General features: G+C 66.4%; 29 protein-coding genes. 19 read left to right on the forward strand and 10 right to left on the reverse strand.

Going from position 1 to position 25,987, the window contains the following annotated elements:
* The first annotated feature begins 47 nt into the window (after positions 1–47).
* Complete coding sequence (locus HUT07_RS14700) at positions 48–2,141, forward strand: TonB-dependent siderophore receptor (protein WP_176021552.1); 2,094 nt, start codon at positions 48–50, stop codon at positions 2,139–2,141.
* Positions 2,142–2,655: 514 nt separating this feature from the next.
* Here the strand turns inward: HUT07_RS14700 and HUT07_RS14705 are convergent.
* From HUT07_RS14705 to HUT07_RS14715, 3 genes are all read right to left on the reverse strand, one after another.
* Entirely contained in the window at positions 2,656–3,543 is an 888-nt protein-coding gene (locus HUT07_RS14705; RefSeq protein WP_176021553.1) for a LysR family transcriptional regulator, read from the reverse strand.
* 39 nt (positions 3,544–3,582) lie between these two features.
* Positions 3,583–4,464 (reverse strand): SDR family oxidoreductase, encoded by an 882-nt coding sequence (locus HUT07_RS14710; RefSeq protein WP_176021554.1) that lies wholly within the window; start codon positions 4,462–4,464, stop codon positions 3,583–3,585.
* Positions 4,465–4,560: 96 nt separating this feature from the next.
* Entirely contained in the window at positions 4,561–5,424 is an 864-nt protein-coding gene (locus HUT07_RS14715) for a DMT family transporter (protein ID WP_176021555.1), read from the reverse strand.
* Between the two features lie 133 nt (positions 5,425–5,557).
* On the opposite strand from HUT07_RS14715, the gene HUT07_RS14720 reads away from it, so the two are divergent.
* Complete coding sequence (locus HUT07_RS14720; protein WP_176021556.1) at positions 5,558–6,937, forward strand: PLP-dependent aminotransferase family protein; 1,380 nt, start codon at positions 5,558–5,560, stop codon at positions 6,935–6,937.
* 24 nt (positions 6,938–6,961) lie between these two features.
* Here HUT07_RS14720 and HUT07_RS14725 read toward each other — a convergent pair whose 3' ends face one another.
* Positions 6,962–7,429 carry a macro domain-containing protein gene (locus HUT07_RS14725; RefSeq protein ID WP_176021557.1) on the reverse strand — a complete coding sequence of 156 codons (468 nt, stop codon included), beginning with the start codon at positions 7,427–7,429 and terminating at the stop codon, positions 6,962–6,964.
* Between the two features lie 137 nt (positions 7,430–7,566).
* Between HUT07_RS14725 and HUT07_RS14730 the strand changes: the two genes are divergently transcribed.
* Positions 7,567–8,253: a class I SAM-dependent methyltransferase gene (locus tag HUT07_RS14730; protein ID WP_176021558.1), complete on the forward strand. Its 687-nt coding sequence runs from the start codon at positions 7,567–7,569 to the stop codon at positions 8,251–8,253.
* A gap of 15 nt (positions 8,254–8,268) precedes the next feature.
* On the opposite strand, the gene smqnr is transcribed toward HUT07_RS14730, so the two are convergent.
* Entirely contained in the window at positions 8,269–8,916 is a 648-nt protein-coding gene (gene smqnr / locus HUT07_RS14735; protein ID WP_176021559.1) for a SmQnr family pentapeptide repeat protein, read from the reverse strand.
* A gap of 173 nt (positions 8,917–9,089) precedes the next feature.
* Here smqnr and HUT07_RS14740 point away from each other — a divergent pair, with 173 nt between their 5' ends.
* Complete coding sequence (locus HUT07_RS14740) at positions 9,090–9,863, forward strand: DeoR/GlpR family DNA-binding transcription regulator (RefSeq protein ID WP_176021560.1); 774 nt, start codon at positions 9,090–9,092, stop codon at positions 9,861–9,863.
* Positions 9,864–9,874: 11 nt separating this feature from the next.
* Positions 9,875–11,008 (forward strand): MFS transporter, encoded by a 1,134-nt coding sequence (locus HUT07_RS14745; RefSeq protein ID WP_176021561.1) that lies wholly within the window; start codon positions 9,875–9,877, stop codon positions 11,006–11,008.
* Positions 11,009–11,015: 7 nt separating this feature from the next.
* Here HUT07_RS14745 and HUT07_RS14750 read toward each other — a convergent pair whose 3' ends face one another.
* From HUT07_RS14750 to HUT07_RS14770, 5 genes are all read right to left on the reverse strand, one after another.
* Positions 11,016–12,521 (reverse strand): PepSY domain-containing protein, encoded by a 1,506-nt coding sequence (locus tag HUT07_RS14750; protein WP_176021562.1) that lies wholly within the window; start codon positions 12,519–12,521, stop codon positions 11,016–11,018.
* 11 nt (positions 12,522–12,532) lie between these two features.
* On the reverse strand, positions 12,533–14,662 hold the full coding sequence (locus HUT07_RS14755) for a TonB-dependent receptor (RefSeq protein ID WP_176021563.1): 2,130 nt from the start codon (positions 14,660–14,662) through the stop codon (positions 12,533–12,535).
* Between the two features lie 126 nt (positions 14,663–14,788).
* Entirely contained in the window at positions 14,789–15,172 is a 384-nt protein-coding gene (locus tag HUT07_RS14760; protein ID WP_176021564.1) for a DUF2946 family protein, read from the reverse strand.
* A 229-nt stretch (positions 15,173–15,401) separates the two neighbouring features.
* Positions 15,402–15,656, reverse strand: coding sequence for a hypothetical protein (locus HUT07_RS14765; protein WP_089239227.1), 255 nt, complete (start codon positions 15,654–15,656; stop codon positions 15,402–15,404).
* 11 nt (positions 15,657–15,667) lie between these two features.
* Positions 15,668–15,892: a hypothetical protein gene (locus HUT07_RS14770; RefSeq protein WP_089239225.1), complete on the reverse strand. Its 225-nt coding sequence runs from the start codon at positions 15,890–15,892 to the stop codon at positions 15,668–15,670.
* Between the two features lie 538 nt (positions 15,893–16,430).
* Between HUT07_RS14770 and HUT07_RS14775 the strand changes: the two genes are divergently transcribed.
* The 14 genes from HUT07_RS14775 (at position 16,431) to HUT07_RS14840 (ending at position 25,986) form a co-directional block, all read left to right on the forward strand.
* A complete protein-coding gene (locus tag HUT07_RS14775) occupies positions 16,431–18,716 on the forward strand; it encodes a VapE domain-containing protein (RefSeq protein WP_254898876.1) in 2,286 nt (761 codons plus the stop codon).
* Positions 18,717–19,062: 346 nt separating this feature from the next.
* Positions 19,063–19,290: a hypothetical protein gene (locus HUT07_RS14780; RefSeq protein WP_176021566.1), complete on the forward strand. Its 228-nt coding sequence runs from the start codon at positions 19,063–19,065 to the stop codon at positions 19,288–19,290.
* Positions 19,291–19,331: 41 nt separating this feature from the next.
* Positions 19,332–19,868, forward strand: a complete 537-nt coding sequence (locus tag HUT07_RS14785) for a hypothetical protein (protein WP_176021567.1) — start codon at positions 19,332–19,334, stop codon at positions 19,866–19,868.
* A gap of 167 nt (positions 19,869–20,035) precedes the next feature.
* Complete coding sequence (locus tag HUT07_RS14790; protein WP_176021568.1) at positions 20,036–20,419, forward strand: hypothetical protein; 384 nt, start codon at positions 20,036–20,038, stop codon at positions 20,417–20,419.
* Positions 20,420–20,778: 359 nt separating this feature from the next.
* The gene (locus HUT07_RS14795; RefSeq protein ID WP_254898877.1) at positions 20,779–21,207 is read left to right on the forward strand and encodes a helix-turn-helix domain-containing protein; all 429 of its coding nucleotides are present in this window, start codon (positions 20,779–20,781) and stop codon (positions 21,205–21,207) included.
* A complete protein-coding gene (locus tag HUT07_RS14800; RefSeq protein WP_176021570.1) occupies positions 21,204–21,554 on the forward strand; it encodes a hypothetical protein in 351 nt (116 codons plus the stop codon). Before HUT07_RS14795 ends, HUT07_RS14800 begins: the two co-directional genes overlap by 4 nt.
* Positions 21,551–22,036, forward strand: coding sequence for a glycoside hydrolase family 104 protein (locus tag HUT07_RS14805; RefSeq protein ID WP_176021571.1), 486 nt, complete (start codon positions 21,551–21,553; stop codon positions 22,034–22,036). Before HUT07_RS14800 ends, HUT07_RS14805 begins: the two co-directional genes overlap by 4 nt.
* A gap of 5 nt (positions 22,037–22,041) precedes the next feature.
* Positions 22,042–22,410, forward strand: a complete 369-nt coding sequence (locus tag HUT07_RS14810) for a hypothetical protein (RefSeq protein WP_254898878.1) — start codon at positions 22,042–22,044, stop codon at positions 22,408–22,410.
* Positions 22,385–22,663 (forward strand): hypothetical protein, encoded by a 279-nt coding sequence (locus HUT07_RS14815; protein WP_176021573.1) that lies wholly within the window; start codon positions 22,385–22,387, stop codon positions 22,661–22,663. The genes HUT07_RS14810 and HUT07_RS14815 overlap by 26 nt, the downstream gene beginning before the upstream one ends.
* A gap of 119 nt (positions 22,664–22,782) precedes the next feature.
* The gene (locus tag HUT07_RS14820) at positions 22,783–23,337 is read left to right on the forward strand and encodes a hypothetical protein (RefSeq protein ID WP_176021574.1); all 555 of its coding nucleotides are present in this window, start codon (positions 22,783–22,785) and stop codon (positions 23,335–23,337) included.
* On the forward strand, positions 23,334–23,924 hold the full coding sequence (locus tag HUT07_RS14825; protein WP_176021575.1) for a phage baseplate assembly protein V: 591 nt from the start codon (positions 23,334–23,336) through the stop codon (positions 23,922–23,924). The genes HUT07_RS14820 and HUT07_RS14825 overlap by 4 nt, the downstream gene beginning before the upstream one ends.
* Before the next feature lie 52 nt (positions 23,925–23,976).
* Positions 23,977–24,315: a GPW/gp25 family protein gene (locus tag HUT07_RS14830; RefSeq protein ID WP_089239202.1), complete on the forward strand. Its 339-nt coding sequence runs from the start codon at positions 23,977–23,979 to the stop codon at positions 24,313–24,315.
* Between the two features lie 2 nt (positions 24,316–24,317).
* Positions 24,318–25,214, forward strand: coding sequence for a baseplate J/gp47 family protein (locus HUT07_RS14835; protein ID WP_176021576.1), 897 nt, complete (start codon positions 24,318–24,320; stop codon positions 25,212–25,214).
* The gene (locus tag HUT07_RS14840) at positions 25,207–25,986 is read left to right on the forward strand and encodes a phage tail protein I (protein WP_176021577.1); all 780 of its coding nucleotides are present in this window, start codon (positions 25,207–25,209) and stop codon (positions 25,984–25,986) included. The genes HUT07_RS14835 and HUT07_RS14840 overlap by 8 nt, the downstream gene beginning before the upstream one ends.
* Position 25,987 lies beyond the last annotated feature (1 nt).

A 25,987-nucleotide genomic window follows, 5' to 3' on the forward strand; every position in this document is an offset into this window, starting at 1 on the left:
GGGCATCCGGATAATCCGCCGTCACCGCCCTTCCCGGATTCCCCACGATGCCCGCCCTGCCGTCGCGCCGCCCGCTGCTGTACACGCTGTTCCTGCCCACCCTGCTGGCGTCGGCTATCGCCCAGGCCCAGGACGGCACTGCAGCGCGGACCCTGGACAAGGTAACCGTGGTGGCCGAGCGCGCCAGCACCGCAACCAAGACCGACACCGCCCTGACCGAGACGCCGCAGGCGATCAGCGTGGTCACCCAGCAGCTGTTCACCGATCGCGGCGCGCACAATCTGCAGGAAGTGCTGCGCTACAGCGCCGGTGTCACCGCCGATGCCTGGGGCCTGGACACCCGCAACGACGCCAGCTCGGTGCGCGGCCTGGACCCGGTGCAGTACCAGGATGGCCTGCGCCGCAGCTACGGTTTCAGCCCGCTGGCGCGCCCGGAGGTTTACGGCCTGGAACGGGTGGAAGTGCTGCGCGGTCCGTCGTCGGTGCTCTACGGCGCAGGTGCCACCGGCGGCATCATCAACGCGATGAGCAAGCGCCCGACCTTCGGCGCCACCCGCGGTGAAATCGGCCTGCAGCTGGGCAGCTTCGACCGCCGCCAGCTGCAGGGCGACATCGGTGGTGCATTGAATGACGACGGCACGGTTGCCGGACGCTTCGTTGGCCTTGTGCGCGAATCGAACATGCAGACCGATGTCCTCAAGGACGACCGGGTCTATCTGGCGCCATCGCTCAGCTGGCGCGGCGAACGCAGCACTTTGACCCTGCTGGCCAGCTACCAGCACGACAAGACCGGCTCCAGCCAGCAGTTCCTGCCGCTGGCCGCCACCCTGTACGCAGCACCCGGCCGTCGCCTGGATCCGACCACGTTCATCGGCGATGCCGGTTTCGACCGCATTGATTCGCGCGTGTACAGCCTGACCGCCCTGTTCGACCATCGCTTCAACGACGCGGTCAGCCTGCGCTCGGCGGTGCGCTACATCGATGGCAGAACCACGCTGCAGCAGCTGTATGTGGACAGCTACAGCAACCCGGAGAACCCCTTCATCGACGCCGACCGGCGCGTGGTCAACCGCACCGCCTACGGCACGCAGCCGGACATCCAGGTGCTCAGCGCCGACAACGCGGTGCAGTTCGACTTCAGCACCGGCGTCTTCCAGCACCTGCTGCTGGCCGGCGTGGACTACAGCCAGTACAAGGAACAATTGCAGCGACTGGATGCCACCGGCACGCCCATCGACGTCTACGCGCCGGTATCGATAGCGCCGACCGTCCGTGGCTGGGAACGCCAGCCGGACCAGACGTCCTCCCAGCTGGGCGTGTATGTGCAGGACCAGATCCGCTGGGCCGATCGCGTATCGCTGGTGCTGGGTGCGCGTCGCGATCATGCGCGTTCGAAGACCGAAGGCCAGCCCAGCCAGACCGACAATGCCACCACCTACCGCGCCGGCCTGATCGGCGAGCTCGGTGGTGGCGTATCGCCGTACCTGAGCTACAGCGAGTCGTTCCTGCCGGTATCCGGCCAGGATCTGTTCGGCAGTGCATTCAAGCCGATGCGCGGACGCCAGGCCGAAGGTGGCATCAAGTGGCAGCCGGCGCGCAACATGCTGTTGACCCTGGCTGCCTACCGGATCACCGAAACCAACCGCCAGACCAACGATCCGGACAACGTGCTGAACGTGGTGCAGACCGGCCAGATCCGTTCCAAGGGCGTGGAGCTGGAGGGCCAGTTCCAGTTTGCCAACGACCTCACCGTCACGGCGGCCATTGCGCGCAACGAAGCCGAGGTCAGCCGCAGCAACTTCGCATTGGAAGTGGGCGAGCGCCTGAACGATACCCCGCAGGATCTGGCCTCGGCCTGGGTGTCCAAGGCCTTCCAGCTGGATGATGCTGCACGAATGAAACTCGGCCTGGGCGTGCGCCATGTCGGCAACACGGTATCGCTGGGCAACGGCGGCCGCGTCATCACCCCCAGCTACACCCTGGCCGATGCGCTGGTGGAAGTGCAGGTGACCAACTGGACCTGGGCCTTGAACATCACCAACCTCACCGACAAGCGTTACTACGCGCCGTGCCGCACCTTCGGCGATTGCTTCGCCGGCTACCCGCGTGTGGTCACCGGTACCATCAGCTATCGGTTCTGATTCCTGCAACCAGTGGAGCGCCGCCCAGGACTGCGTGGCTCCCTGGTTGCCCCGGACAGATGCACCGCCCGCCGCCGTTCCCATGCACGATGCGCATTGCCACCCCCGAGGCAAGCGCCGTCAGCGCATTCGTGGCTGACCAGGAACAGGCGGCGGGCGATGCGGGTTGGCGTACCGGACAACTCTGGGACTGACCGGCGGATCATCGCGATCCCCACACATCGCCCACCACGGACAGCGGGTCACGTGATCCGAAGGCGCCATCGATGCGCCTGCGGGTCACGTGCCAGAGTTGATTGTGGGACGCCAATCCCAGCCGGCCGATGATGGCCGACGGAGACATGCTGGTCACCGTCGCCGAAAGGGTATGTAGGGGTTACCCGCGCTGATGCATCGGTCATGCCGCAGGCACGGCCCCCAAGGATGGAACTGCAGGCCGGATCACATTCCTCAGGTATGCACGAGACGGGCCAGCGCAGGGCCAGTACGTGCATCACGGATGCTCAGCCGGCAATCACGACACTACCGGTTGCGCTGCCATCGCCAGGAAATTCTGCAACACCGGTGCGGGTGATTCCGGGCGCATGCAGAACTGCAGGTCGAAGGCGGCATTGGCACCATCCAATGGCTGATACACGATCTCATCAGGACGGAACCCGGTCATGCTGGCCGGCACGATCGCCACGCCCGCTTCCACCGCCACCAGCGACAACACCGCGTGCATGCCCTGCGCTTCCTGCACGACCCGTGGCGTGAAGCCGGCAGCGGTACACAGGCCCAGCACCTGTGCATGGAAGCCGATACCTTCGGCCGATGGCCATGAAACGAAAGGCTCATCCATCAGGTCTGCGACGTCCAACCGCTGCTGTGCAACCAGTCGATGCGCACGCGGCAGGGCAATGGCCAGTCGATCCTGGTCGAATGCCTGCAGATGCAGTTCTGCGGAAATGATCGGCGGAATCAGGATGCCCAGATCGATGCGCCCCTCGCGCAGCCACTGTTGCTGCTGCCGCGAAGTGGCTTCGTGCAGATGCAGCTGCACCTGCGCAAAGGCGTGCCGGAACTGGCGGATCAGTGCCGGCAGGCGCCCATAGAGTGCGCTGCCGACGTAGCCTACGCGCAGCGTCCCGGTCTGCCCAGCAGCAGATTCACGCGTGCGCTGCAACGCCTGTTCGGCCTGCTGCAGCGTCGCACGCGCCTCCACCAGCAGCGTCTGCCCTGCTGCGGTCAGGCCCAGCGTGCGGTTGCCGCGCACGATCAGTCCGGTGCCCACTTCGTCTTCCAGGCGCCGCATTGCCGCCGTCAATGGCGGCTGCGACATATGCAGGCGTGCCGCGGCGCGATGGAAGTGCAGTTCTTCGGCCACCGCCACGAACTGGCGGAGCAGGCGCAGATCGATCATTTCATCGCAGGCAGGTGGAGACCTGCCTAGGGTACGCGCTCAGCCACGCGCATCGACACTCGGCCGTGCAATGACCGGCCACTGCAGGGCCACCGATTCAATGCTGTCGGCAGCGACGGCACGCAGGTCGCGCGGATAGTCCACGTTTTCCGCTTCCTGCAGCCGCAGAGCGTGGAACTGGCCATTGCTGGCACGCAGAATCCAGCCACCCTGCCTGCAGCGCGTGGAAGCCAGGAAGGCGACCCCGGTAGCCACGGCATCGGGATGCAGTTCATCCGGCTCCCCGTTGATGCCCCACATGCGGGTCTTGGCCACCGGCGACACCGCGTTGACCACGATGCCATGCTCGGCGCCTTCCAACGCCAGCACATTGACCAGCCCCTGCGCAGCCAGCTTGGCCATCGCATAGCCGCACAGGCCACGCTGCGCATACTGCGGATACAGCGCGCGATCTGAGGTGGTGAGCACGATGCGCCCGCCGCCGGCAGCACGCATTGCGGGCCACGCCGCCTGTGCCAGCCATAGCGGCGTCTTCGCGGCCAGGCACAGCATCTGCTCCAGCGCATCGTCTTCCACCGCTTCGATACCGGCATAGGCCACCCAGCCGGCATTGTGGATGATGAAGTCCAGCCGTCCATGGCGTTGCAGGATGTTCTGTACCAAGGCGTGGCAGCCGCTGCGCTGGTTGATGGGGGAGCTGGCGGCCTCGATCTGCAGACCCTGGCTGTGCAGCGCAGCGACGGTCTGGACAATACGCTGCGGATCGGTGCCCGTGCCATCCGTTGCGGCGCCCACGTCATGCATCACCACATGCGCGCCCCGCTGGGCCAACAGGCGGCTGTAAGCCAAGCCCAGGCCACCGGCGGCTCCGGTCACCAGGCCCACCTGGCCTTCGAACGAGATACTGGAAACTGGTTTCATCCGGCCAGCATCGGCGAGCACGGTCATCCACTGCCAATACTGATTGCAGGACCGTGCGATACGCCAACGGTATCGCGCGGCGATGGGGGGGTGCTGTCAGCGGCTGAAGCGCCGGGCGCCGGCAACGCAGATCACAGCTGCCACGGTCACCAGCAACATGCCGACGCTGACAGTCTCGTGCAGCAGCATCGCCGCCAGTGCGAGGCCGAAGAAGGGTTGCAGCAGCTGCAGTTGGCCTACCGCGGCGATGCCGCCCTGGGCCAGGCCGCGATACCAGAACAGGAACCCGATCAGCATGCTGAACACTGCCACATACCCCAGCGCCCACCAGGCGGAGGCAGCGACCGCCGTGAAGGAGACCGGGCGCATCGCCACCATCAGCGGCAGCATCACCGGCAAGGCCAACAGCAGTGCCCAGCTGATCACCTGCCAACCGCCCAGATGTCGGGCCAGGCGACCGCCTTCGGCGTAGCCAAGCCCGCACACAACGATCGCGGCCAGCATCAGCAGGTCGGCCTGCAGTGAAGCCTCTATGCCATTGCGTGCGGCGTAGCCGACCACGCAGGTGCTGCCCAGCAGCGAGAACACCCAGAATGCCGGACGTGGCCGGTCGCCGCCGCGCAGGACGCCGAATATCGCCGTGCTCAGCGGCAGAAGTCCCACGAACACGATGGTGTGTGCCGATGAGGCGTGGCGCAGGGCGAGCGCGGTCAGCAGCGGGAAGCCCACTACCACGCCCAGGCTGACCAGCGCCAGACCGGGCAGATCGCTTCTGACCGGACGCGGCTGCCGCAAGGCCAGCAGCAGCACCAGCCCCAGCAGCGCGGCGATGCTGGCGCGCGCGGCCGTGACAAAGCTGGCATCCAGTTCCATCACCGCCAGACGGGTGGCCGGCAAAGAGCCAGCGAAGATCACCACACCGATGAAGCCGTTGATCCACCCGCTTGCCGACCGTTCCACACCCTGCTCCAGAAGCGCCGGGCGGTACCCGGCTGTGCCCATCATTGAGCCACCAGGCACCGGGGATACACAGCTACAATCCAGTACAGTCACAAGTAACTGTACTGCCAATAATCCCCCTACAGTCACGCCCATGTCCCGACCGCCCAGCCGCATCGACAGCGTCATCCACGCCGTCCGCTCACGCATCAGCTCGCGCCTGGATGGTCCGGGCAGCCGCCTGCCCTCGGTACGCGCGCAGGCCGCAACGATGGGCGTCTCAGTGTCCACCGTGGTCGAGGCCTACGAACGATTGGCGGCCGAGGGCGTGATTGCCGCGCGCGCTGGCTCCGGTTTCTACGTGGCTGGCCCGGCAGCACCGCTGGCGCTGGCCGAAATGGAGCCACGCCTTGATCGCGCGGTGGACCCTTTATGGGTGTCGCGGCAATCACTGGAAACCCCGCCCGGCCACCTCAAACCGGGCTGCGGCTGGATGCCCAGTGACTGGCTGTACCACGATGGCCTGCGCCGTGGCCTGCGCCGCATGGCCCGCGCCGACCCCACACACCTGGTCGACTACGCCGGGCCGCTTGGCCTGCCTGCACTGCGGCAGACGCTGCAGCGACGCGCCGCGACGCTGGGCATCGACGTTTCGATGGAGCAGCTGCTGCTGGCCGAATCGGGAACGCATGCGGTCGACCTGATCTGCCGTTTTCTGCTGAAACCCGGCGACTGCGTGCTGGTCGACGACCCGAGCTATTTCAACTACCACGCACTGTTGAAGGCGCATCAGGTGCAGGCCATCGGCGTGCCCTACACGCACAACGGCCCCGATCTGGAGGTGTTCGCCAGCGCCGTGCAGGAACACGCACCACGCCTGTACATCACCAATTCCGGACTGCACAACCCGACCGGCGCGGTGCTGTCGGCGACCACCGCACACCGCCTGCTGGGCCTGGCCGAACGCAGCGAACTGCTCATCATCGAGGATGACATCTTCGCTGACTTCGAGCTGCGCCCGGCGCCACGGCTGGCGGCGCTGGACGGATTGTCGCGGGTGATCCATGTCGGCAGTTTCTCCAAGACCATCTCCGCGGCATCGCGCTGCGGCTACATCGCCGCGCGCCCTGACTGGATCGAGGCGCTGACCGATCTGAAGCTGGCCACCAGCTTCGGCGGCGGCCACCTGGCCGCACACCTGATGCAGATCGCGCTGACCGACAGTGGCTACCGCCGGCACATGCAGGCGGTGCGCACGCGTCTGGCCGATGCGCGCAAGCACACGCTGCGGCAGGTGCAGAAGCTGGGCATCACACCGTGGCTGCAACCGGAAGCAGGGCTGTTCCTGTGGTGCCAGCTGCCCGATGGCCGTGATGCCTCGGCAGTGGCACGGCAGTGCCTGCGCGAGGGCGTGGTGGTGGCGCCCGGCAATGCCTTCAGCCAGTCGCAGCGGGCTGCCGACTACGTGCGCTTCAATGTGTCGCAGTGCCAGGACCCGAAGATCTGGCAGGTGCTTGGGAAGGCGTTGGGCTAGCCCTTCGACCAGCGGTATCCGCAGTCACGCCGCCAGCGGCACACCTTCGACAAACGTCTCGCAAACTCGCAGGCGAATCGGCGTCGCAGCACCGAACGCCTCGAGGAGCACGCGAACCCGCGGCCACTCGAGGCCGCCCAGCCCGGCGCCGATACTCGGCAGCGCAATCTCGGGCACCCCGCGGACTTCGGCTTCGCGCAGCATCTCCGACAGCGCCCGCTCTACCGCACCGTACTCAGCCTTGGTGCGCCAGCTGAGCTGCGTGCCCAGATTGAATACAGTGACAGTCCCCTCCTCCCATACAAAGACATCTCCCGGGGCGAATTCACCCGCCATGCAGAGGCGTCGGTAGGCTTCATACATGGCCGGCCAGTGCTGGCGGAACGCCACCGCGATGCCCTTGCCCATTGCCCCTGCACAGTTGCATCCGTGGGCGTAGCTGCTCAACCCCGGAGTAGCGAAGATGTCGCCGGTTTCGAAACTGACGGGCATGCGTGTGATCCTCTGCTGCGGATGCAAGAGTGTCCAGCCCAGGTGTCTCAACTCCTGAGACCAGAATGGTATGCGAAGCACTTGATACGCCACGCCGCAAGCACCATGACCTCGGAATCTACCCGCCAGGAATGAGCATGCCTTCCTTCTCCGATCCCCAGGCCGTCGCCCGCTACGCCGACGGCCCGCTGCGGCAGGTGCCGGGCTTCCTCGGCCTGCAGCAGATGACCCATCTGCTGTTGGCCGAACACGTACCCGACGACGGCCAGGTGCTGGTGCTCGGCGCAGGTGGCGGACTGGAGCTCAAGGCCTTCGCCGAAGCGCACCCGCACTGGCGGATGCTCGGCATCGACCCGGCCGCGCCCATGCTCGCCCTGGCCGAGCAGACCCTGGGGCCATTGATGGCGCAGGTCACGCTGCTGGAAGGCTACATCGACGATGCCCCGCACACCGTCTTCGACGGCGCCAGCTGCCTGCTGACCCTGCATTTCCTCACCGTTGAGCAACGCCTGCATACCCTGCGCGAACTACGGCAACGGCTGCGACCGGGGGCGCCGCTGGTGGTGACCCACCACAGCGTGCCGCAGGACGCAGACGGCAAGCATCGCTGGCTGCAACGCTACGCCGCGTTCGGTGAGGCCTCCGGTATTCCACGTGCCGATGCGCAGCGCGCAGTCGCCGCCATCAGCGAGCGCCTGCCGCTGTTGTCGCCCGAGCAGGAAGTAGCGCTGCTGCAGGAGGCCGGCTTCGACAATGTGGAATTGTTCTACGCCGGCTTCAGCTTCAAGGGCTGGGTGGCCTACGCGCCGGCCACACCGGCATAGCACCGCGACGCACGTTCAAGGCACCACGGTGATGCCGATGCGCTGCATCAGCAGCGCGACCTGCTGCACATCCAGCGTGGCGCCACGCAGGTTGGTGCTGCGCAGATCCAACTCACCCAGTTCGGAGTTGGTCAGGTCGCAATCGGTGAAGTTGGCCGTATTCCAGTCGATACCATCGAATTGGCCGCCGGACAGGTCCGACCCCGCGAAGCTGGCGCCACTCACGTTGGCGCCCTCCCAGCGGTTTTCCCACAGCTCGCACTTCTCCAACGTCACCCGTGAAAAGTTGGCATAGCGCAGGTTGGACTTCTTGATGAAGGCGCTGCAGAACCAGCTGCGCGTGGTGATCTGGTTCATGAAACTGGCGTTGCTGAAGTCGGCGCCCTGCGCGCGGCACTCGCTGATTTCCAGCCCCAGCGCCTTGATGAAGTTGAAGTTGCACATGCTGATGTCGCACTGGCGGAAGCTGGCTTCCTTCAACGTGGCACCACTGAAGCGGCACCCGGTGCGCGTCTCGGCATCGTAGAAACCGCAGTTCACGAACTCGGTGGCGGTGAGGTCCACGCCGGAGAAATCGCAGTCGTGGAACTGCTGGTCGACCACCTTCTGGCCAGTGAACTGATCGGCGCCGATGCGCAGCTTGTGGTGAACGGTGGAGGACATGCAGGGTTCCGGGCCGATTGCCTGGCCATGATGCCGCGCCGCAAAGGGAATGGGCAGCACGACAGCGCGCCCGGTTCATCACTGCTGCAGCCAGGGTATGTACAGCCGGCCGCACGGCCTCTGCCTGAACACCCAAAGTTGCACGTTTATGCATGGTCATGCACACTTCGAGCATGCACACTGACCCGACCCTCCCCGCCGAACGTACCCAGCTGATCCTGCAGGAGCTGCGCCAGCAAGGACGCGTGGTGGCTGCGGAACTGGCCCGCCGCTATGGCGTATCGGAAGATTCGATCCGCCGCGACCTGCGCGAACTGGCGGCCCAGGGGCTGTGCCAGCGCGTTTACGGCGGTGCGGTGCTGCCGGCGCCGAAGGCCGTGCCGCTGCGCGAGCGGATGACCCAGGACCGCTCCGGCAAGGATGAACTGGCCGCCCGCGTCTGCGCGTTGCTGCAGCCTGGCCAGGTCCTGCTGATGGATGCAGGCTCGACCAACCTGGCCATTGCCCAGCGACTGCCGGGCGCGCTGGGGCTGACAGTGATCACCAACGCGCCACAGATCGCCACCGCTGCGGCGTGGCAGGACGGCACCACCGTGCAGCTGATCGGTGGGCGACTGGCTGCCGGCGGTGGCGCGGTCGGCGCCGAGGCGCTGGCCCAGGTGCAGCACCTGCGTGCGGATGTCTTTCTGCCCGGCCCCTGCGCCGTCGACGTCGATACCGGCGTGTGGGCGATGGACGCCGAGGAAGCCACGCTCAAGCGCGCGATGGTCGCTTGCAGCAGCCGCATCATCGTCGCCGCCACCACCGAGAAGCTGGGCGCGCGCGGCAACTGGCAGATCGCCAGCCTGGACGACATCGACGATCTGGTACTGACCACGTCGGCCCCCCCTGCGCTGGCCGCCCGTTTCCGCGCCGCCGGCATCGCCGTGCACCCCACACCTCCCTGACCGTCCCGCTCATGTCCCTCCCCAACCGCGCGCGTGCCGAACAGCACGCGACCCGCGCTGCATTCTTCATCCCCGGTTTCGCCACCGCGCTGTGGGCCACGCTGGTGCCCTTCGCCAAGGCACGCACCGACATCAACGACGCCACGCTGGGGCTGGTGCTGCTCTGCCTGGGCGCCGGCTCGCTGCTGGCCATGCCGTTGTCGGGCCTGTTCGCCGCACGCCTGGGTTGCCGCCGGGTGATGGTGGCCAGCAGCCTGCTGATCTGCCTGACCGTGCCCGGTCTGGTGCTGGCCGGCTCGGCCTGGACGCTGGGACTTGTGCTGTTCGTATTCGGCGCCGCGGTGGGCGCGATGGACTGCACGATGAACGTGCAGGCCGTGATCGTCGAGCGCGAAGCACGGCGCGTGATGATGTCCGGCTTCCATGCCTTCTTCAGTATCGGCGGCTTCCTCGGTGCCGCAACCATGACCGTACTACTCTCCGCACAGCTGTCTCCACTGACGTCGGTGCTGATCGGCGTCGGCGCGATGTTGCTGGTGATGCTGTTGTCGGCGTCGTGCTGGCACAGCGAGCGCATGCCACATGACGCACCTATGTTGGCCATGCCGCACGGCATCGTGCTGTTCATCGGCGTGCTGGCGTTCGTCGCGTTCCTTGGCGAGGGCGCGATGCTGGATTGGAGCGCGGTCTTCCTCAGTGACGTGCGTCGTGTCGATGCCAGCCTCGCCGGCATCGGCTATGTGATCTTCACCCTGACCATGACCGTCGCCCGCCTGTTCGGCGATGCACTGGTGGCGCGCGTAGGCCGCCAGCGCGCGATTGTGTTCGGTGGCCTGCTCGCTGCCAGTGGTGTGCTGGTACTCACGCTGGTCACGCCGTGGCAGGCCTCCCTGGCTGGCTACGTACTGGTAGGACTGGGGTGCGCCAACATCGCACCGGCACTGTTCTCGCTGGCCGGTCACCAGACCCGTATGCCTGGTGCGCTGGCGATCACGGCGGTGTCCACGCTGGGCTTTGCCGGCATTCTTGCCGGCCCCGCGCTGATCGGCTTCGCGGCCAACCATTTCGGCCTCATCGCTGCCTTCATCGGCGTGGCAATGGCGTTGTTGCTGGTAGCGGTGTCGACGCGCTGGCTGAAGGCCTGATCCGGCATCATCGCTGCCGACGCCGGAACTTCATCCGCAAGCGCCGGTAGCCAATCACCGTAGCCGTGGCACACATCGCGGCACCTGCCACGCTCAACAGCAGCAACACACCCAACCGCGCGGTGTCCTGGCGCAACATCGCCGGCAGGTCCCAGCTGTGCAGGAAGTAGAACAGCCAGCGCCCAACCCGCTCCCTATGCCCCATCGTCAGCAACGGGTCTCCGGTGGCCAGATCGAGGTAGACACGCGTCGCCTCGGCATCACCGAAGTCCACGACGGCCACCGGGAAGCGGCGTACCGCTGCGCCATTCATCGCCTCGGGCGCACGCGGATAGAAATAAGCATCCGGTGCATGCAGCAGCGCGAACCCCTGCATCGGCGCAGCCGACATCGCCTGCGCCTTCTGTTGCAGCCACGCCACGGGCAGCAAACGCATCACCCGGAGGTGCCCTTCGACCTCCGACACGATGCGGGTATCGCCCTGCCCGTCCAGCAACACCGCGAACAGCTCGCCGCCAATGCGCCGCCACTGGATCTCCACCGGCCTGAACCGCGTTGCATCGCCCGCGGCCAGCAGTGCAGCCGGATCACCGAGCGCGCCCTGCACCGCCACCGTGCCACCGCGATAGCGCGCGGTGTCGATCGCCTCACGCGTGCTGCTGAAGACGCCCAGCGGGTTCATCGACATCAGCCCGCTGAAGATCCAGCTGAACACGAACGCGGCCGCCATCAGCCCGAGCAGGTGGTGCCAGCGCATCCACGGCTCGACGTAGGGCGTCTTCGTGCCCGAACGGTAGTGCCCTCGAAAGCGCCAACGCCACACACCCACCACGATGCCGCTGATCGCCGCCACCGTGCACAGCGCCGACAGCACGATCACCACCCACGTCCAGGCCGGGTCGACCGACTGCATGCGCAGGAAATACAGCCAGTGCATCCACGCGCCCACATAGTTCCAGCGCTGCTGTACGCGTGGTGCATCCAGCACCACTTCACCAGTATGCGAAGACACGTACACATCGCCCGGCTGTGCACCGCCCACCTCCACGCGATACAGCGGCCGGTGCGCGTCCAATGCGCGCGAATGCGTCCAGCGGTCCTCGTCCACACGCATCGCGCCCACGAACGCCTGGCCGCCGGCAAACTGCGCTGCCGATGCCTCGGCGCGCTGTGCCGAGACAGGCAGCAGGGCCTGGCCGGTCCGTGCCGACCAGGCGCCCACGTTGCGGCCACTGCGCACCGCATACGCCGGCTCGCCACGCAGCGTGGTCAATGCCACGGTTTCCGGTTCGTCCTGCAGCGCCGCCGGCAACGCCGACAATCCCTGCCAACCGCGCGCGTCACCCAGCATCGGCAACACCGCCAGGCGCTCGCCGGGTGTCAGCTTCGGGTAACCAATGAACAGCATCACCATGCCGCTGACGAACCACAGCAACATCAGCAGGCACCCACCGATGCCCAGCCAACGGTGCAGCAGGTAGGTCCAGCGCTTGGCAGTGGATCGCAGCGACATGGCAGCCGTCCTCAGAAGCGATGGTCGAGGGTGAACTCGACGCGCCGGTCCGCGCCCAGCAGCCACTGCGTGCTTGTGTAGTACGCCGTGGCGTAGTACGCCCTGTCGAACACGTTGAACACGCGCGCGGTCACCCGCGTGCGCGGCGCGACCTGCCAGGCAAGGGTCAGATCGGTGGTGGCATAGCCCGGGAGCTGCAGCGTGTTGGCATTGTCGGCATAGCGCTTGCCCACGTAGCGTACGCCACTGACCACGCTCCAGTCGGGCAGGAACTGCCAACTCAACCAGACGTTGGCCAAGCGCTCGGCCACGTTCGGCGGTACGTTGCCATCACGCGGCACGATCACTGCCGGTGTGCCGGTGGCTTCCAGGAAATTCTCGAATTCGGCCTTGAGCACCGTCGCGTTGGCATCGAGCGACCACTGCGGCGCGAAGTTCCAGTTCAAGGACGCTTCAATACCGCGCGAGGTCTGCGCCCCCACCTGCACCCGGCGATCCGGCACCAGCGGGTCGCGACTGAGCAGACCGGTCTTGCGGATGCGATACGCCGCCAGCGTCCACTCGCCGCCGTCGAAGGCCTGCTTCAGGCCCACCTCGATCTGTCGGCCCTTGGCCAGATCGAAGGCACCGTTGGCCTGGCTGATCATCAACAGGCCACTGACCGGGTCCGCCGCCTGCGAGTACTGCGCGTACAGGCTCAACGTCGGCTGCAGCGCGAACACCGTACCGGCACGCCAGCCGGTGCTGCTGTAGGTCTTCGAGAACGCATTCTGGCCGCTGATCAGATCGGTGCGATCAATGCGCGCGCGGTCGTGGCGCAGCCCGCCCAATACCGACCAGCGCTCGCTCAGCGACAACCGGTCTTCCACGAACAGCGCGTACTGTTCGGCACCATTGCGGTAGCGCGGCAGATTGGGGGCATCGCTGACGAACTGGCCTGGCACCGGATGGAACGGATCGACCGGACCCGAACTGCCGGCATAGGTGTTGTTGGTGTGCTTGAAATGCGCGCGGTTTGCATCCAGCCCCATCGCGAAACTGTTCGCCAGGCCGCTCACCTCGCCTTGCACGCGCAGCGTCGAGGTCAGCCCGGTCTGGTCCTGGTTGTGGGTGATTTGGGTATTCCCGGAACGGTCGATCAATCCGGTCCGCGGGTTGTAGACATAGGCCTCGGCATTGCGCCAGTCACGCTGGCTGTCGATCTGGTACACGCGCGTGCGCCATTCGACGCTCGCATTGGGCGTCCACAACGCATCGAACTGGGTCCAGCGGTCGCGGAAGCGGATATCAGCGTCGGACACGTTGTAGTTGCGGTGGCGCAGCGCCTCCAACTGACGGCCATCCACCAGCGGCGTACCGAAGTAGCGCATCGGATTCTGCCGACCCTGCGCATGGGTCAGGGTCAGCTGCAGGTCATTGCGCGGCTGCCAAAGCAACGCACCGGAGAACGTGGCATCGCTGTTGCGCCCGCGGTCCACCCAACCACCGCTGTAGTTGCCACTCACATCCAGCCGATAGGCCAGCTCGGGTGTCAGCGCGCCACCGCTGCCGAAGCCCAGGCGCGCGGTGTCCTCGCTGCCCACGGTCACGCTGATCTCGCTCTCGATGGCACCGCGCGAAGGCTTCTTCGGCACGATGTTGATCACGCCACCGATTGCGCCATCGCCGTGGATGACCGAGGCCGGCCCGCGCAGCACCTCGATGCGCTCGATCGACCAGGTATCGAACGGGAAGGTGATGCCCACACCGCCGTACTGGCGCAGGCCGTCGTACAGGCGCATCACCGAGGCACCATCGGTGAAGCCACGGCTGGACAGTGCACTCAGGCCGTTACCCGGATGGGGCATTGCACTGATCGCGCCGGCGCGGCTGATCGCGTCGTTGAGGTTGGTGTCACCACGCTGCTCCAGCTGTTCGCGCGAAATCACGGTCAGGCTGGCCGGGGTCTGCAGCACGCTCAGGCCGAGCGCCGAACCGGTGCTGGCAGTGGAAGACAGCTCGCCGCTACGGCTATCGACCACACGTACGGTATCCAGCGTGGTGGGCGGTGCGGCATCGGTGGCAAGGGCTGGCGCGGTGTGCAGGATGGACGCGCACAGTGCCGCGCAGCGCAGACGTGCGAAGTTGGGGTTCGTTTTCATTCTTTCACGGCATGCGAGGCCACCCCGCGATGCAGGGCAGCTCAAGAAGTTCAGGAAGCGCGCACGCAGTAGTGCCAGGCCACGCCTGGCAACCAGGAAGCATCAATCAGCGCGTACGCAAGGCGCTCAAGCAGCCAACAGCACCGGAGGCCCACGCGCGCCCAACGAACCGTAGATCCGCTGCGCCAACGTCTGCACCGGACCGCGCAGCGCGCGGCATTCCGATGCCATCGGCGCCAGCAGCAGCAATACCGCCACCAGCAGGGTGATCAGCCGTGCGGCAATCAGGCAGTAGTCACACTCCACGCCCATCTCGTGATCGGCATGTGGATCCGCAGGCGGCTTCGGTGCCGCTTCGCCATGCTGCATCGCCATCGCGTGGTGGTCGTGATGCCCTTCCATCGCGTGCTGTGCATGCAGGGTGTGATCCATGACCACCACCGGTGCAGCAGAAATGTGCGCATGCGACAACCAGCGGCTCACCAACGGGGCGCACAGCACCAACAGCATGGCAAGCCATGCCAGGGCCTGGAACCGGCGGTGGAGGACAGAACGACGCACCCGGCCATTCTACGAGGCCGAGACCAACCTTGGACCACGTTCAGGGTCTCCGTTTCGGCCCTGCGACATCGTGACGCAGGGCTGGCCCTCACTGGATCCACGCCATGCGCGGATATCGCCGGGAGGGGACGGAAGGTCGCCCGGCGCAACCCGCCCCTTCCGCCCCCTGGCGACAACGCTAGAACCGCGCCGGCTGCTGCACAGCGCGTTCCAGGAACATGACGCCCGCCTGCAGGCTGTTGCGGGCGTTCTCCAACCAGCGCTCCGGATCGGCCACCGCGAACCGCTCCTGTGCGTCCACATCACCCGAGTCGGCCAGGTCGGCCAGCTGCAGATGGATGTGGTGCTCCACCAGGCTCATCAGTACGGCGAGCTCGGCCGATACCCCGGCGATGCGTTCGGTGAAGCCAGCGTCGTTGCTGTTCAGAGACATGTCCCCTGTTCCTATGCGTTGCGGTGTTGATGGATGGCTTCGAAACGCTCGGCGCAGGCAGGCCCACAGAACAGCCTCGCCGGGTCGTTTTCAAAGTCTTCGCTGCAGTCCGGGTTGTGGCACTCCCCAGTGGGTGTGAGAGGGGCAACGTTGCTGGCCCGCACGGCGTGCTGGGCCAAGGCGCGTTGAAGATGGCGCGCTTCCAGTTCCTGCGCTTCGTCGATGGTGTCCGTCATGCCAGTCGTATTTTATCGAGGGGTGGTCGCACCGATTGAGAACGCCGTGACGATCGTGCGCGGGATGAGCGCGGCATCGGACAGACGTACTTCATCGGGTCTGTTTTCAGACATACGGACTCCTTGTGCAGGGTGCCCGGGCCGGGCAATGAGAGAGGGCGAAGGGCCGTGTTGAACGGCATCGACATCATCGGAAAACAGGTTCTCGCAGGCTGCGACGCATCGTCGCGATGAAGGCGATCTGCGACTGTCATCGCAGATCACCCGCGGACAAGGACGCGCAGCGCAATCAGAGATGAAAGGTGTCCAAAGGTGTTGCAAAAACAAGCCCACTCCGACACCATGACTGCATCACCACCTTCCATCACCCACTGACCACTCTGCGTCGGGCAGCCGCCGCATGTCCCGCGTACAGCGGGCAGCACACAGCACCTTGGCCGCAACCGGCCGCTGTGAACCGAACCATGCTTCAAGGGGGCCCCGCCGAATGCATGCACCGCACCCAGCGCAGGACATCGTTCCAGCATTCCTGCAGGCCATGCACGCACACGGCATCGTGCCCGATGCGCGCGGCCGTGAGGCACTCAGTGCTGATGGCACGCTGGTGCGCTTCCATGTCGAGGGGGATCGCCGCGGCACCCGTAATGGCTGGGCCGTGCTGTTCGGCGACAACGTGCCCGCCGGCGAGTTCGGCAGCTGGCGTACTGGACTGCGCCACGGGTGGTGCGCAAAGGCGCCAACCTCGCTGACCGCCACCGAGCAGCGCGCGATCCGACAGCGCCAGGAAGCGGCCCGCGCGGAGCGGGAAAGACAGCAACGCGAGCGCGAGGACGCGGCGGCGAAGGCGGCAAACGTCCTGTGGAACCGCGCCGTGCCTGCCGACGCCAACCACCCGTATCTTGTGCGCAAAGGCATCCAGGCACACGGACTGCGCGTAGCGGCGTGGCCGGTGCGCAACAGCGAAGGCCGGGTGTTCCGCCACATCGACAACGCACTGCTGGTCCCGGTGATGAATGCCGCAGGCCGCATCGTCTCGCTGCAGGCGATCTTTCCACGCATGGACCTGGCGCTTGGTCGCGACAAGGACTTCCTGGCCGGCGGCCGCAAACAGGGCTGCTTCCATGTCATCGGCAAGCCGCTGTCCAGCCAGACCATCGCCATCGCCGAGGGCTATGCCACGGCGGAATCGATCCAGCAGGCGACCGGCTGGTGCGTGGTAGTGGCGTGGGACGCGGGCAACCTGGCGTCGGTCGCACGCGCATGGCGCATCGCCATGCCGGACGCCAGCTTCGTGATCTGTGCCGACAACGACCAATGGACCCAGCAACCGCTGGACAACCCCGGTGTCACCCAGGCAACCCATGCGGCGACGGAGATCGACGCACGCGTGGTATGGCCGGAGTTCGCGGTCCTGCACGACGAGGATGATCGCCCCACCGACTTCAACGACCTGCATCTACGCGAAGGCTTGGAGGTACTGCGTGCGCAGCTGTTGCCCGCCCCTGCCGCCGGCGTGGATGACGCCGCCCCGGAGGATGACGCACCGGCAACGGCCGCCGCGCGCTATCTGGTACCGGGCAATCTCTCCGCCTTCGATACCTTCACCCCGTTCCCCGACTGCAGTGCACGTGGCAGGCCCTTGCCGACCGCACGCAATCTGGCCGAACTGTGCCGGCGCACTGGCGTGACGGTGCGCTACAACGTCATCCGCAAGGATCTGGAGATCCTCGTCCCCGGCCTGCAGACCACGGTGGACAACGCCAAAGAGGTCGCCGCCGGCGAAGTGATGGACTGCATGCACCGCGCCGGCATGGCCATCGCCAGCTTCGAGACCAACCTGTGCCAGGTGGCCGAAGCCAATCCGTACAATCCGGTCGCCAGCTGGATCACCTCCCGGCCGTGGGATGGGCAATCTCGCCTGCAGGCATTCTTCGATACGGTGCAGGAAGCCCAACCCACACGCATGGCCGACGGCCGCGTGCTGAAGGAGATCCTGATGCGGCGCTGGTTGATTTCCGGCGTTGCTGCCGCCTTCGAGCCCGATGGCGTGGTCGCCCGCGGTGTATTGACCTTCGTGTCCAAGCAGAATCTGGGCAAGACGCGCTGGGCGCGACAGCTGGCTCCGGCGGAGCTGCAGCTGATCGCCGATGGCGTGGTGCTGGACCCGGCCAACAAGGACAGCGTCAAGCAGGTCATCTCCAAGTGGATCGTCGAGCTGGGCGAGGTCGATGCCACGTTCCGACGCACCGATATCGCGGCACTGAAGTCATTCATCTCGCGCAGCCATGATGAGATCCGGCGGCCGTATGCGCGCACCGAATCGCGCTACGCGCGGCGCACGATCCTGTTTGCCAGTGTCAACGACGAACGCTTCCTGCGCGATGCCACCGGCAATACGCGCTGGTGGACCGTGCACGCGGTGGCGCTGGGCGAACCGGCACGGATCGACATGCAGCAGGTGTGGGCCGAGGCGCATGCGCTCTATTGCAACGGTGAAACCTGGCATCTGGCCAGCGATGAGCTGGACGCGCTGAACGCCACCAACAGCGAACACGAGCCGATCTCGCCGATCGCCGAGCTGATCGACCGCCACTTCGACTGGTCGTTGCCCGCCGAGCACCGCAGCACACCCTATCGCGCCACCGAAATCGCCCTGGCAGTGGGCATCGACAAACCCAACCGCCGCGACGTCAACGAGGCAGCGGCCTACGTGGTCAAGCGCCATGACGTACGCACCAAGCTGATCGGCAAGGAACGGGCGAAGGTGTGGCTGATGCCACCGCGCAAGCGCAGCGCTACCGATCACGCGGCCGGACCGTTCTGATGCCGCGAATCCACGACGGACGCGATGTCGAAAGCGGCAGCGCCGACTGGCGTCTGGACTGCGAGGCACGGCACCTGCTGGGACTGGACGGCTACACCTGCATCGACGCGCGCGGACACTGGATCAGGATTGGCCCCCGCCGGCATCGCCAGCAGTACCTCCAGCGCGTGCTTGCGGCACGTGGCCCGGCCGAACGCGATCGACTGGCAGCAGCTGCGCTGCGGATCTGGGAGGCAACAGCCCCTGCCCCCCAAAATGAGACGCAAGTAGATGAAAGGTGTTGACTGGAGGCGTCTACAAAGGCAAGATGCGGGTAACGGCCATGCCACCTTCCAGGAGCCCAGCCATGCCTCGCGCCCGCCTGCACGCCTTCGAGGGCGAACAGCTGACCGTGCAGCAGATACATCAGCGCGTACCCGTTCTGTCCCAGCGGACCATCCGCGACCACCTCGCTGCGGGCCGCCGCACGTCCACGGCCATGCTGTGCTTCGACCCCATCGCCGCCGCCGCACGCGGTGGCCGCATCACCCAGCGCATCCTGCGCACCCGCAGCAGCACGGGCAGCGATTGCTGACTGCCGCCGCGCCTGCGCATTCCCCCAGGAGTAGATACCGCATGATCCCCGCCTCGCTCGACAGCAGCCAGCGCATGTTTGCCGACACACTGGCCGCGTTCCGCTACGGTTCCGCCTTTGGGAGCGCACCGCTACGATCCCCGCCGTTGACGCGGCCACCGCTGTATATCGGCATCGCCGGTGGCAAGGGCGTGGGCAAGGACACCCTCGCCAATGGGTTGGCCTCTGCGCTTGCGCTGCCCTGCGACAGCTTCGCTGCCCGTCTGCGGCAAGGTGCCAGCACCGAAGGGACGCGCGAGCACGTCCATCCGGAGCTATGGATACGCTCGTTGTTCTCGCGCCTGCCCGACGGCGGCCTGGTTCCCGATGTCCATTCCACTGAAGAGGCCCGCGCCATCCGCCGCCAGGGTGGCGTTGTGATCCGCATCACCCGTCCAGGCTGCGACGGCATCGACCTGCAGGCCGGTGGCCAGCCGCTGCCTGCCACGCTGGTCGATATCGAGCTGCACAACGACCGCAGCCCGGCTGATCTGGTGCGCGTTGCACTGGACCAGTTGATGTGCCGTGGTGTGGTCTGAGCGCTCTGCAGCAACCGCGCCCGCGGCACGCCCAAGCCCTCCCCTTTTTCATCCGCAACGCAGGTTCCGGCCCATCATCGGCGAAAATGATGTAAGGTCGTCCCCCATCAACGACGGCACCTGCCGTCACCCTGCATCCCCAACCGCTTTCGCAGAGAGGAAATGTCATGGAGGTCGAACAGTTCACGTCGACACGCCAGAAGGCCATCGCGTTGTTCAAGTCGCAGCCCAAGGGTGGCAAGGACATCGTGAGTCTGGATGCGATCTTCATTTCACTGTGCTCGCTGGCCAACGCCCAGCCCGAAGCCGCTGCCGCCAAGCAGGCGCGTACCGCCGCCCGCCCAGGCAACCAGCAGCCCCCTGCACCGTGGTTCATCGAAACGCTGGCTGCGCTCAAGGGCAAGGGCGAGTCGATCACCGTGGCACGCTTCCTGATGTTCGCCAACCGTTTCCCGGTCAAGCGCATGGACCAGGTCAATGCAGCCCGCTGGCTGCGTGATGCCGGCTACATCCCGCGCAAGACCGGCGGCAACCTGGTGTTCGACCTTTGATCCAGCACCACCAGCAGTCCTGAAGCCCCGGCATCGTCCGGGGCTTCTTCGTTTCAGGGCCCGGTGCACCCGGCACGAGGATCGCCCCCTTGGCCGTCCTCACCCTGTACCTGCCGTCTCCCCTTGTCCTGTCGTTGTTTCCAGCAGATGAGGACGAGGAGTACTGGAGAACCAGCAGAACCATAGGCAACACGGGGTAGCAAAGCATGCGCATCGCTAGCCGGCGCATGCACGTCCTCGGTGGTCCTCACGCAGGCATCTGAACGCCTTCAGTGGGCGACACTTGAAGTAGATGAAAGGTGTTGACTGATCTCGCGGGATGGCAACAGTGGATACCAATGCCACTGCCCAACCTTGCCATGAACGCCCTGCCCGACAGCATCCAGACCCTTGCCGAGGTCATCGGCGAAACCGCAGCCCTCACGCTGGTGCGTGCATGGCCGCCAACAACCACCAGCAGCACGGGACGCCACCGCGTCATCGTCTACGTCCCCGCCACCCTGCCCGATCAGCATCGGCTGATCGACATTCTCGGCCGGGACGTGGCGCAGCGCCTGGTCGCGCACTTCGGAGGCGAACTGCTGTTCCCGGCGTCCTGCTTCGCCGCCAGTGCACATGAGCGCCGCGAGCAGATCGCCCGGGCCGTGGCCAGCGGCATGCCCCGCGAGCACATCGCGCAGGAGTTCGGCGTATCGCAGACCACCATCAAGCGCGCCGTCCGCGGTGCCCGCTCCACCCCGGTCCCGGCCGTCCATCCTGCCCTGCTGAAGGGATACGCGCGCGCATGAACGAGACCGACCTTCTGGCCGGCGTGCCGGACTGGGCGAAGTACCTCGGCGGCACCTCCGGGGTACTGATCGCCGTTTCATTGTGGCTGCGGCAATGGTTGTCGTCGGCCAAGGTCGACCGCACCGCCGATGAAGCCACCAGCAACACCCTGCGCACCCTGCAGGAACAGCTGGCTGCCGAGCGTACGCGTGCCGATGGACTGATGCACGAACGCGAGGCCATGGCCCAGGAGATCGGCCAGCTGCGCGGTGAAGTCAGCGCCCTGCGCGCACAGATCGCGCAGCAGAGCGTGCAGATTGATGCGCTGCTGGACCTGGTGCGCAAACGGTCGGGAGCAGCCGCATGACCGCCGCCGCAGCCAGCGCCCTCGGTGGCGCCAACGTGGCCGCGTTCCTGGACATGCTGGCCGTATCCGAAGGCACCGACATTCCCAGCCAGCGCTCCCGCAATCGCGGCTACGACGTGATCGTCGGTGGCCAGCTGTTCAATGACCAGCGCGACCACCCGCGCGTACTGGTGTCGCTGCCACGTTACGGAATCAAGTCCAGCGCCGCCGGCCGCTACCAGTTCCTGCGCAGCACCTGGGACGACCTGCGTGCACGCCTGGACCTGCCGGACTTCGGCCCGGTCTCGCAGGACCGCGCAGCGGTGGCACTGCTCAAGCAGTGCGGCGCCTACGATCTGATCCGTCTGGGCCGCTTCGATGCCGCTGTCGCCGCCGCGCGGCGCATCTGGGCCTCGCTGCCGGGCGCCGGTTACGGGCAGAAGGAGCATGCACTGGAAACGCTGCGCGCCGCCTATCGCGCCGCTGGCGGGCGCATGCAGTGATGCCGATGCCGCTGAGGCTGCGCATCGTGCTGCTGGGACTGCTTGCCAGCCACGCGAGCTGCGCCTGGCTGGGCTGGGCGTTCCGCGATCGCAGCGCGGATCTCGCCGCCGCCAGCGTGCAGGTCACGCAGCAGACGGCACGAGCGGACGCAGCGCATGCCGCACGCCAGCAGGCCCACACCAACACACAGGCCGGCGTACGCGCTGAATCACAGCGCCTGGTCACGCAGTCCGCGCGCACCCGGCAGTTCAACACGCTGCAACAGGACATCGACACCCATGCCAAGAATTCTGTCCGCGACCGTGGCGATGCTGATGCTGAGTTCGTGCGCATCTGGCGCGAAGCCAATGCCGGCCGCCCTCTTCCTCCCTGATCTCAGCATTGCACCGGCACAACTGCGTGCGCCGCAGGAACTGCCCGATCTACAGACCGCCGACGATGACGCGCTGCTGCGCAACCACGTTGCCGTCGCGCGCCAGTATCACGAACTGGCCGATCAGATGCGCGCGCTGCTGTGCAGCCTCGGCAGCCAGCAAGGCTTCACCGTCAATGGTGCACCACCGCTGGCGCCTGCTGGCTGCACGCCGGCAGGCAACACCCGCGATCACCCACCGCACCCGCGCTGATCGCGCCAGTCGCGGCCACGCGTGCAATGCCCCGCGCCCTTGGCGATGGCAACACTGCATGCAGAAAACGCGTGCCGCGGCCAGCCGCGTTCTTCCTTCCATTCATCGCATGAGCTGACATGGCAACCGACACTTCCTCCACCATCCTCGACGCGCTTCACGCCGCCATTGAAGCGGCGATCCGGACACAGTTCGCGGACTTCGCGACCGTAGAGTTCTATCGCGACGCCAACACCGGCGCCCTGCCCACGCCCGCCTGCCTGCTGGCCATGACCCGATGCGACCGTGGCAAGGACAGCGATGACGGCACCGGCCAACTGCAGGCCGTGCTGCGGTTCGAAGCTCGCATCTCCGTGCAGTCCGCCGCAGCCGGCTCTGCTCTGCAGCTGCGCAGGGCTGCTGTAGCCCTGACCACCTGGCTGCATCAGCTCGGCCGCTTTCCCGGAGTGCCAAGTGGCGCGATCGGGGTGATCGCGGCGCTGCCCGAGGATGCCGCAGCGGCACAGCCCGATCTGCGCACCTGGGTCGTTGAATGGTCACTGCCCGTCGCGCTCGGCGGCAACGCCTGGGAGGACACCGATGGCGTCGTTCCACAGGCCTCCTACAGCTTCTCACCGGAGATCGGCCAGGCACACGAGCCCCGCTACCAACCGCTTGCCGAGAACACGCCATGAGCGCTGAACACGCTCGTTTGATCGGCAACCTGTTGATGATCGGCGTCGTGCGCGAACTCGATGAAGCCGAAAGCCGCGTGCGCGTCGACGCCGACGGGATGCTCACCGACTGGATTCCCTGGCTGGAACGCCGTGCCGGACCAGGCATGCGCAGCTGGTGCGCACCGGAGCCCGGTGAACAGGTGGTGCTGGCCTGCCCGTATGGCGACCCCGGCCAGGCCGTGGTGCTGGGCAGCCTGTACCAGGATCGTTTTCCCGCACCGGCCGATGCGCGCCTGCTGCAGCGCACGCAGTACGCCGACGGCAGCCTCGTCGAGTACGACCGCGAAACCACCACGCTGACCATCAGCGTCGGCACCGGCAAGGTCATCGTCAACTGCGCCAGCGCAGAAGTACATGCCAGCGAATCGGTGCTGCTCGACACACCGTCGATCAAGGCCACCGGCGACCTGGACGTCACCGGTGCAATCACAGCAGGCAAGGACATCAGTACCTCGGCAGACATCAAGGCCGGTGCCATCAGCCTGAAGGCACACAAACACACCGCCCAAGGCCCGACTGCCCCGACCACACCGGCACAGCCGTGATGGGCCATCGCTGCAATGCCCTGAAAAACCGTACTCCACGACGATAGAGACCATGCGAGGAATCGACGCCAACACCGGCAAATCACTGGATGGGCTGGCCCATCTGCACCAATCCGTGCGTGACGTTCTCACCACGCCCCTTGGCTCCCGGGTACTGCGCCGCGAGTACGGCTCGCGCATCTTCGAACTGATCGATGCGCCCACCAACCGCTCGCTGCGCATGGACCTGATCGCGGCCACCGTCGACGCACTCGCGCGATGGGAACCGCGACTGCACGTCGAGAACGTCGACGTCTCCCTCCCCGCCCCCGGCGTGATGATCCTGGCAGTGACCGGGATCCACCTGCCGGACGGCGAGGCCATCACCATCGAAGGAATCGAGGTTCGCTAACCGTGGCATCCGGCTCGTTCACCAGTGTCAATCTCTCCCAGCTGCCGGCCCCGGCGGTCATCGAAGTGCTCGATTTCGAAGCCATGTTCGATGAATCACTGACGGCATTGCAGGCGCTGGACCCCACGTTCGACGCGCTGCTGCCGTCGGATCCCGCCTTCAAGATCCTTGAAGTCTGCACCTACCTGCGCCTGCTCGACCGACAGCGCGTCAACGATGCCGCGCGCGGCGTGATGCTGGCCTACGCCGTGGGCAGCGACCTCGATCAGCTCGCGGCGATCTTCGGCATTGCTCGCCTGGTACTTGATCCGGGCAAGCCACAGGAGGGCATCCTTCCCCGCTACGAGAACGACGAGGACTTCCGTCGCCGCATCCAGCTTGGCCCGGAAGGCTTCAGCGTTGCGGGGCCGGAGGGCGCCTATGTATTCCATGCACTGAGCGCGGATCCGCGTGTGCTGGACGCCAGCGCCACCAGCAGCACGCCGGGTGAGGTGGTGGTGTCGGTGCTCTCGCGCGAAGCCGACGGCACTGCTACCCAGGGCCTGCTCGATGTGGTCGAGGCGAAGCTGAGCGCGGATGACGTGCGCCCGCTGACCGATCACGTGCTGGTGAAGCCGGCGAGCATCATCAACTACGCCGTCGCCGCCACGCTGTACACCTTCGCCGGCCCGGATTCGCAGGTCGTGTTGGCAGAAGCGCGCACACGCCTGGACCGCTACATCGTCGAATCGCATCGACTCGGCCGTGACGTGACCCGCTCCGGGTTGTTCGCCGCATTGCATGCCGAAGGCGTACAGCGCGTGGTGATCGACAGCCCCGCTGCGGACGTAGTGGTGGACCGCACCCAGGCCACGTACTGCACCGCGGTGACGCTGGCCCACGGTGGCAACGATGAGTGACCTCGCGACGCGGCTGGTCAATGCGCGTCTGCGTGGCGCGGTTGATGGGAAGAACCAGGTGTTCCGTCATCCCGGCGGCATGCTGGCAACGGTGCAGGCGGTGTATCGCACCGATGGGCAGGGACGCCGACGCCTGGACGATGCTTCCATCAACGGCGGCGTGGTCACCCTCGCAGCCGCGCCTGCACCTGGCGTGATCATCGACGGCGACGCACAGGTCCGGGTGCCCTCATCGGCCAACCTGCTGCCGCCCAATGCCACCCACGCCGAGCGCGCACTGTCGCGGGCGATTGTTGCCCGCCCGCTGCCGGTCGACATCACCGCCCTGTGGGATGCCGATCGCTGCCCGGCCGCGTTGCTGCCCTGGCTGGCCTGGGCGCTCTCGGTGGACGAATGGAAGGCGTACTGGCCCGAACCGGTGAAACGCGCGCGGGTACGCGCGGCAATCGCCATCCAGCGCCGCAAGGGCACGGCCGGCAGCGTCCGCGACGTGGTGGCAGCGTTCGGCGGTTCGGTACTGATCCGCGAATGGTGGCAGCTGCAGCCGAAGGGGCCGCCGCACACCTTCGAAGCGGTGATGACCATCGCCAACCAGGGCGGCACCTCGGCCACCGCGATGTTCGTCGACGACGTCATCGGTGAGATCACCCGCACCAAGCCGGTGCGCTCGCATTTCACCTTCACCCAGGGCATGCAGGCCGACGCAGCAATCGGCGCGCTTGCAGCCGCACACGCCACGGCCTTCCGCCGCATCCAACTGATCGGAGAGTAAA

Source organism: Stenotrophomonas sp. NA06056 (assembly GCF_013364355.1).
Classification (GTDB): domain Bacteria; phylum Pseudomonadota; class Gammaproteobacteria; order Xanthomonadales; family Xanthomonadaceae; genus Stenotrophomonas.

Excerpts from the sequence above, each read along its gene's own strand:
- HUT07_RS14700 (WP_176021552.1), top strand. The coding sequence starts at position 48 with ATGCCCGCCCTGCCGTCGCGCCGCCCGCTGCTGTACACGCTGTTCCTG.
- HUT07_RS14705 (WP_176021553.1), bottom strand. The coding sequence starts at position 3,543 with ATGATCGATCTGCGCCTGCTCCGCCAGTTCGTGGCGGTGGCCGAAGAA.
- HUT07_RS14710 (WP_176021554.1), bottom strand. The coding sequence starts at position 4,464 with ATGAAACCAGTTTCCAGTATCTCGTTCGAAGGCCAGGTGGGCCTGGTG.
- HUT07_RS14720 (WP_176021556.1), top strand. The coding sequence starts at position 5,558 with ATGTCCCGACCGCCCAGCCGCATCGACAGCGTCATCCACGCCGTCCGC.
- HUT07_RS14725 (WP_176021557.1), bottom strand. The coding sequence starts at position 7,429 with ATGCCCGTCAGTTTCGAAACCGGCGACATCTTCGCTACTCCGGGGTTG.
- HUT07_RS14730 (WP_176021558.1), top strand. The coding sequence starts at position 7,567 with ATGCCTTCCTTCTCCGATCCCCAGGCCGTCGCCCGCTACGCCGACGGC.
- smqnr (WP_176021559.1), bottom strand. The coding sequence starts at position 8,916 with ATGTCCTCCACCGTTCACCACAAGCTGCGCATCGGCGCCGATCAGTTC.
- HUT07_RS14740 (WP_176021560.1), top strand. The coding sequence starts at position 9,090 with ATGCACACTGACCCGACCCTCCCCGCCGAACGTACCCAGCTGATCCTG.
- HUT07_RS14745 (WP_176021561.1), top strand. The coding sequence starts at position 9,875 with ATGTCCCTCCCCAACCGCGCGCGTGCCGAACAGCACGCGACCCGCGCT.
- HUT07_RS14750 (WP_176021562.1), bottom strand. The coding sequence starts at position 12,521 with ATGTCGCTGCGATCCACTGCCAAGCGCTGGACCTACCTGCTGCACCGT.
- HUT07_RS14755 (WP_176021563.1), bottom strand. The coding sequence starts at position 14,662 with ATGAAAACGAACCCCAACTTCGCACGTCTGCGCTGCGCGGCACTGTGC.
- HUT07_RS14760 (WP_176021564.1), bottom strand. The coding sequence starts at position 15,172 with ATGCTGTTGGTGCTGTGCGCCCCGTTGGTGAGCCGCTGGTTGTCGCAT.
- HUT07_RS14765 (WP_089239227.1), bottom strand. The coding sequence starts at position 15,656 with ATGTCTCTGAACAGCAACGACGCTGGCTTCACCGAACGCATCGCCGGG.
- HUT07_RS14770 (WP_089239225.1), bottom strand. The coding sequence starts at position 15,892 with ATGACGGACACCATCGACGAAGCGCAGGAACTGGAAGCGCGCCATCTT.
- HUT07_RS14775 (WP_254898876.1), top strand. The coding sequence starts at position 16,431 with ATGCACGCACACGGCATCGTGCCCGATGCGCGCGGCCGTGAGGCACTC.
- HUT07_RS14780 (WP_176021566.1), top strand. The coding sequence starts at position 19,063 with ATGCCTCGCGCCCGCCTGCACGCCTTCGAGGGCGAACAGCTGACCGTG.
- HUT07_RS14785 (WP_176021567.1), top strand. The coding sequence starts at position 19,332 with ATGATCCCCGCCTCGCTCGACAGCAGCCAGCGCATGTTTGCCGACACA.
- HUT07_RS14790 (WP_176021568.1), top strand. The coding sequence starts at position 20,036 with ATGGAGGTCGAACAGTTCACGTCGACACGCCAGAAGGCCATCGCGTTG.
- HUT07_RS14795 (WP_254898877.1), top strand. The coding sequence starts at position 20,779 with ATGAACGCCCTGCCCGACAGCATCCAGACCCTTGCCGAGGTCATCGGC.
- HUT07_RS14800 (WP_176021570.1), top strand. The coding sequence starts at position 21,204 with ATGAACGAGACCGACCTTCTGGCCGGCGTGCCGGACTGGGCGAAGTAC.
- HUT07_RS14805 (WP_176021571.1), top strand. The coding sequence starts at position 21,551 with ATGACCGCCGCCGCAGCCAGCGCCCTCGGTGGCGCCAACGTGGCCGCG.
- HUT07_RS14810 (WP_254898878.1), top strand. The coding sequence starts at position 22,042 with ATGCCGCTGAGGCTGCGCATCGTGCTGCTGGGACTGCTTGCCAGCCAC.
- HUT07_RS14815 (WP_176021573.1), top strand. The coding sequence starts at position 22,385 with ATGCCGGCCGCCCTCTTCCTCCCTGATCTCAGCATTGCACCGGCACAA.
- HUT07_RS14820 (WP_176021574.1), top strand. The coding sequence starts at position 22,783 with ATGGCAACCGACACTTCCTCCACCATCCTCGACGCGCTTCACGCCGCC.
- HUT07_RS14825 (WP_176021575.1), top strand. The coding sequence starts at position 23,334 with ATGAGCGCTGAACACGCTCGTTTGATCGGCAACCTGTTGATGATCGGC.
- HUT07_RS14830 (WP_089239202.1), top strand. The coding sequence starts at position 23,977 with ATGCGAGGAATCGACGCCAACACCGGCAAATCACTGGATGGGCTGGCC.
- HUT07_RS14840 (WP_176021577.1), top strand. The coding sequence starts at position 25,207 with ATGAGTGACCTCGCGACGCGGCTGGTCAATGCGCGTCTGCGTGGCGCG.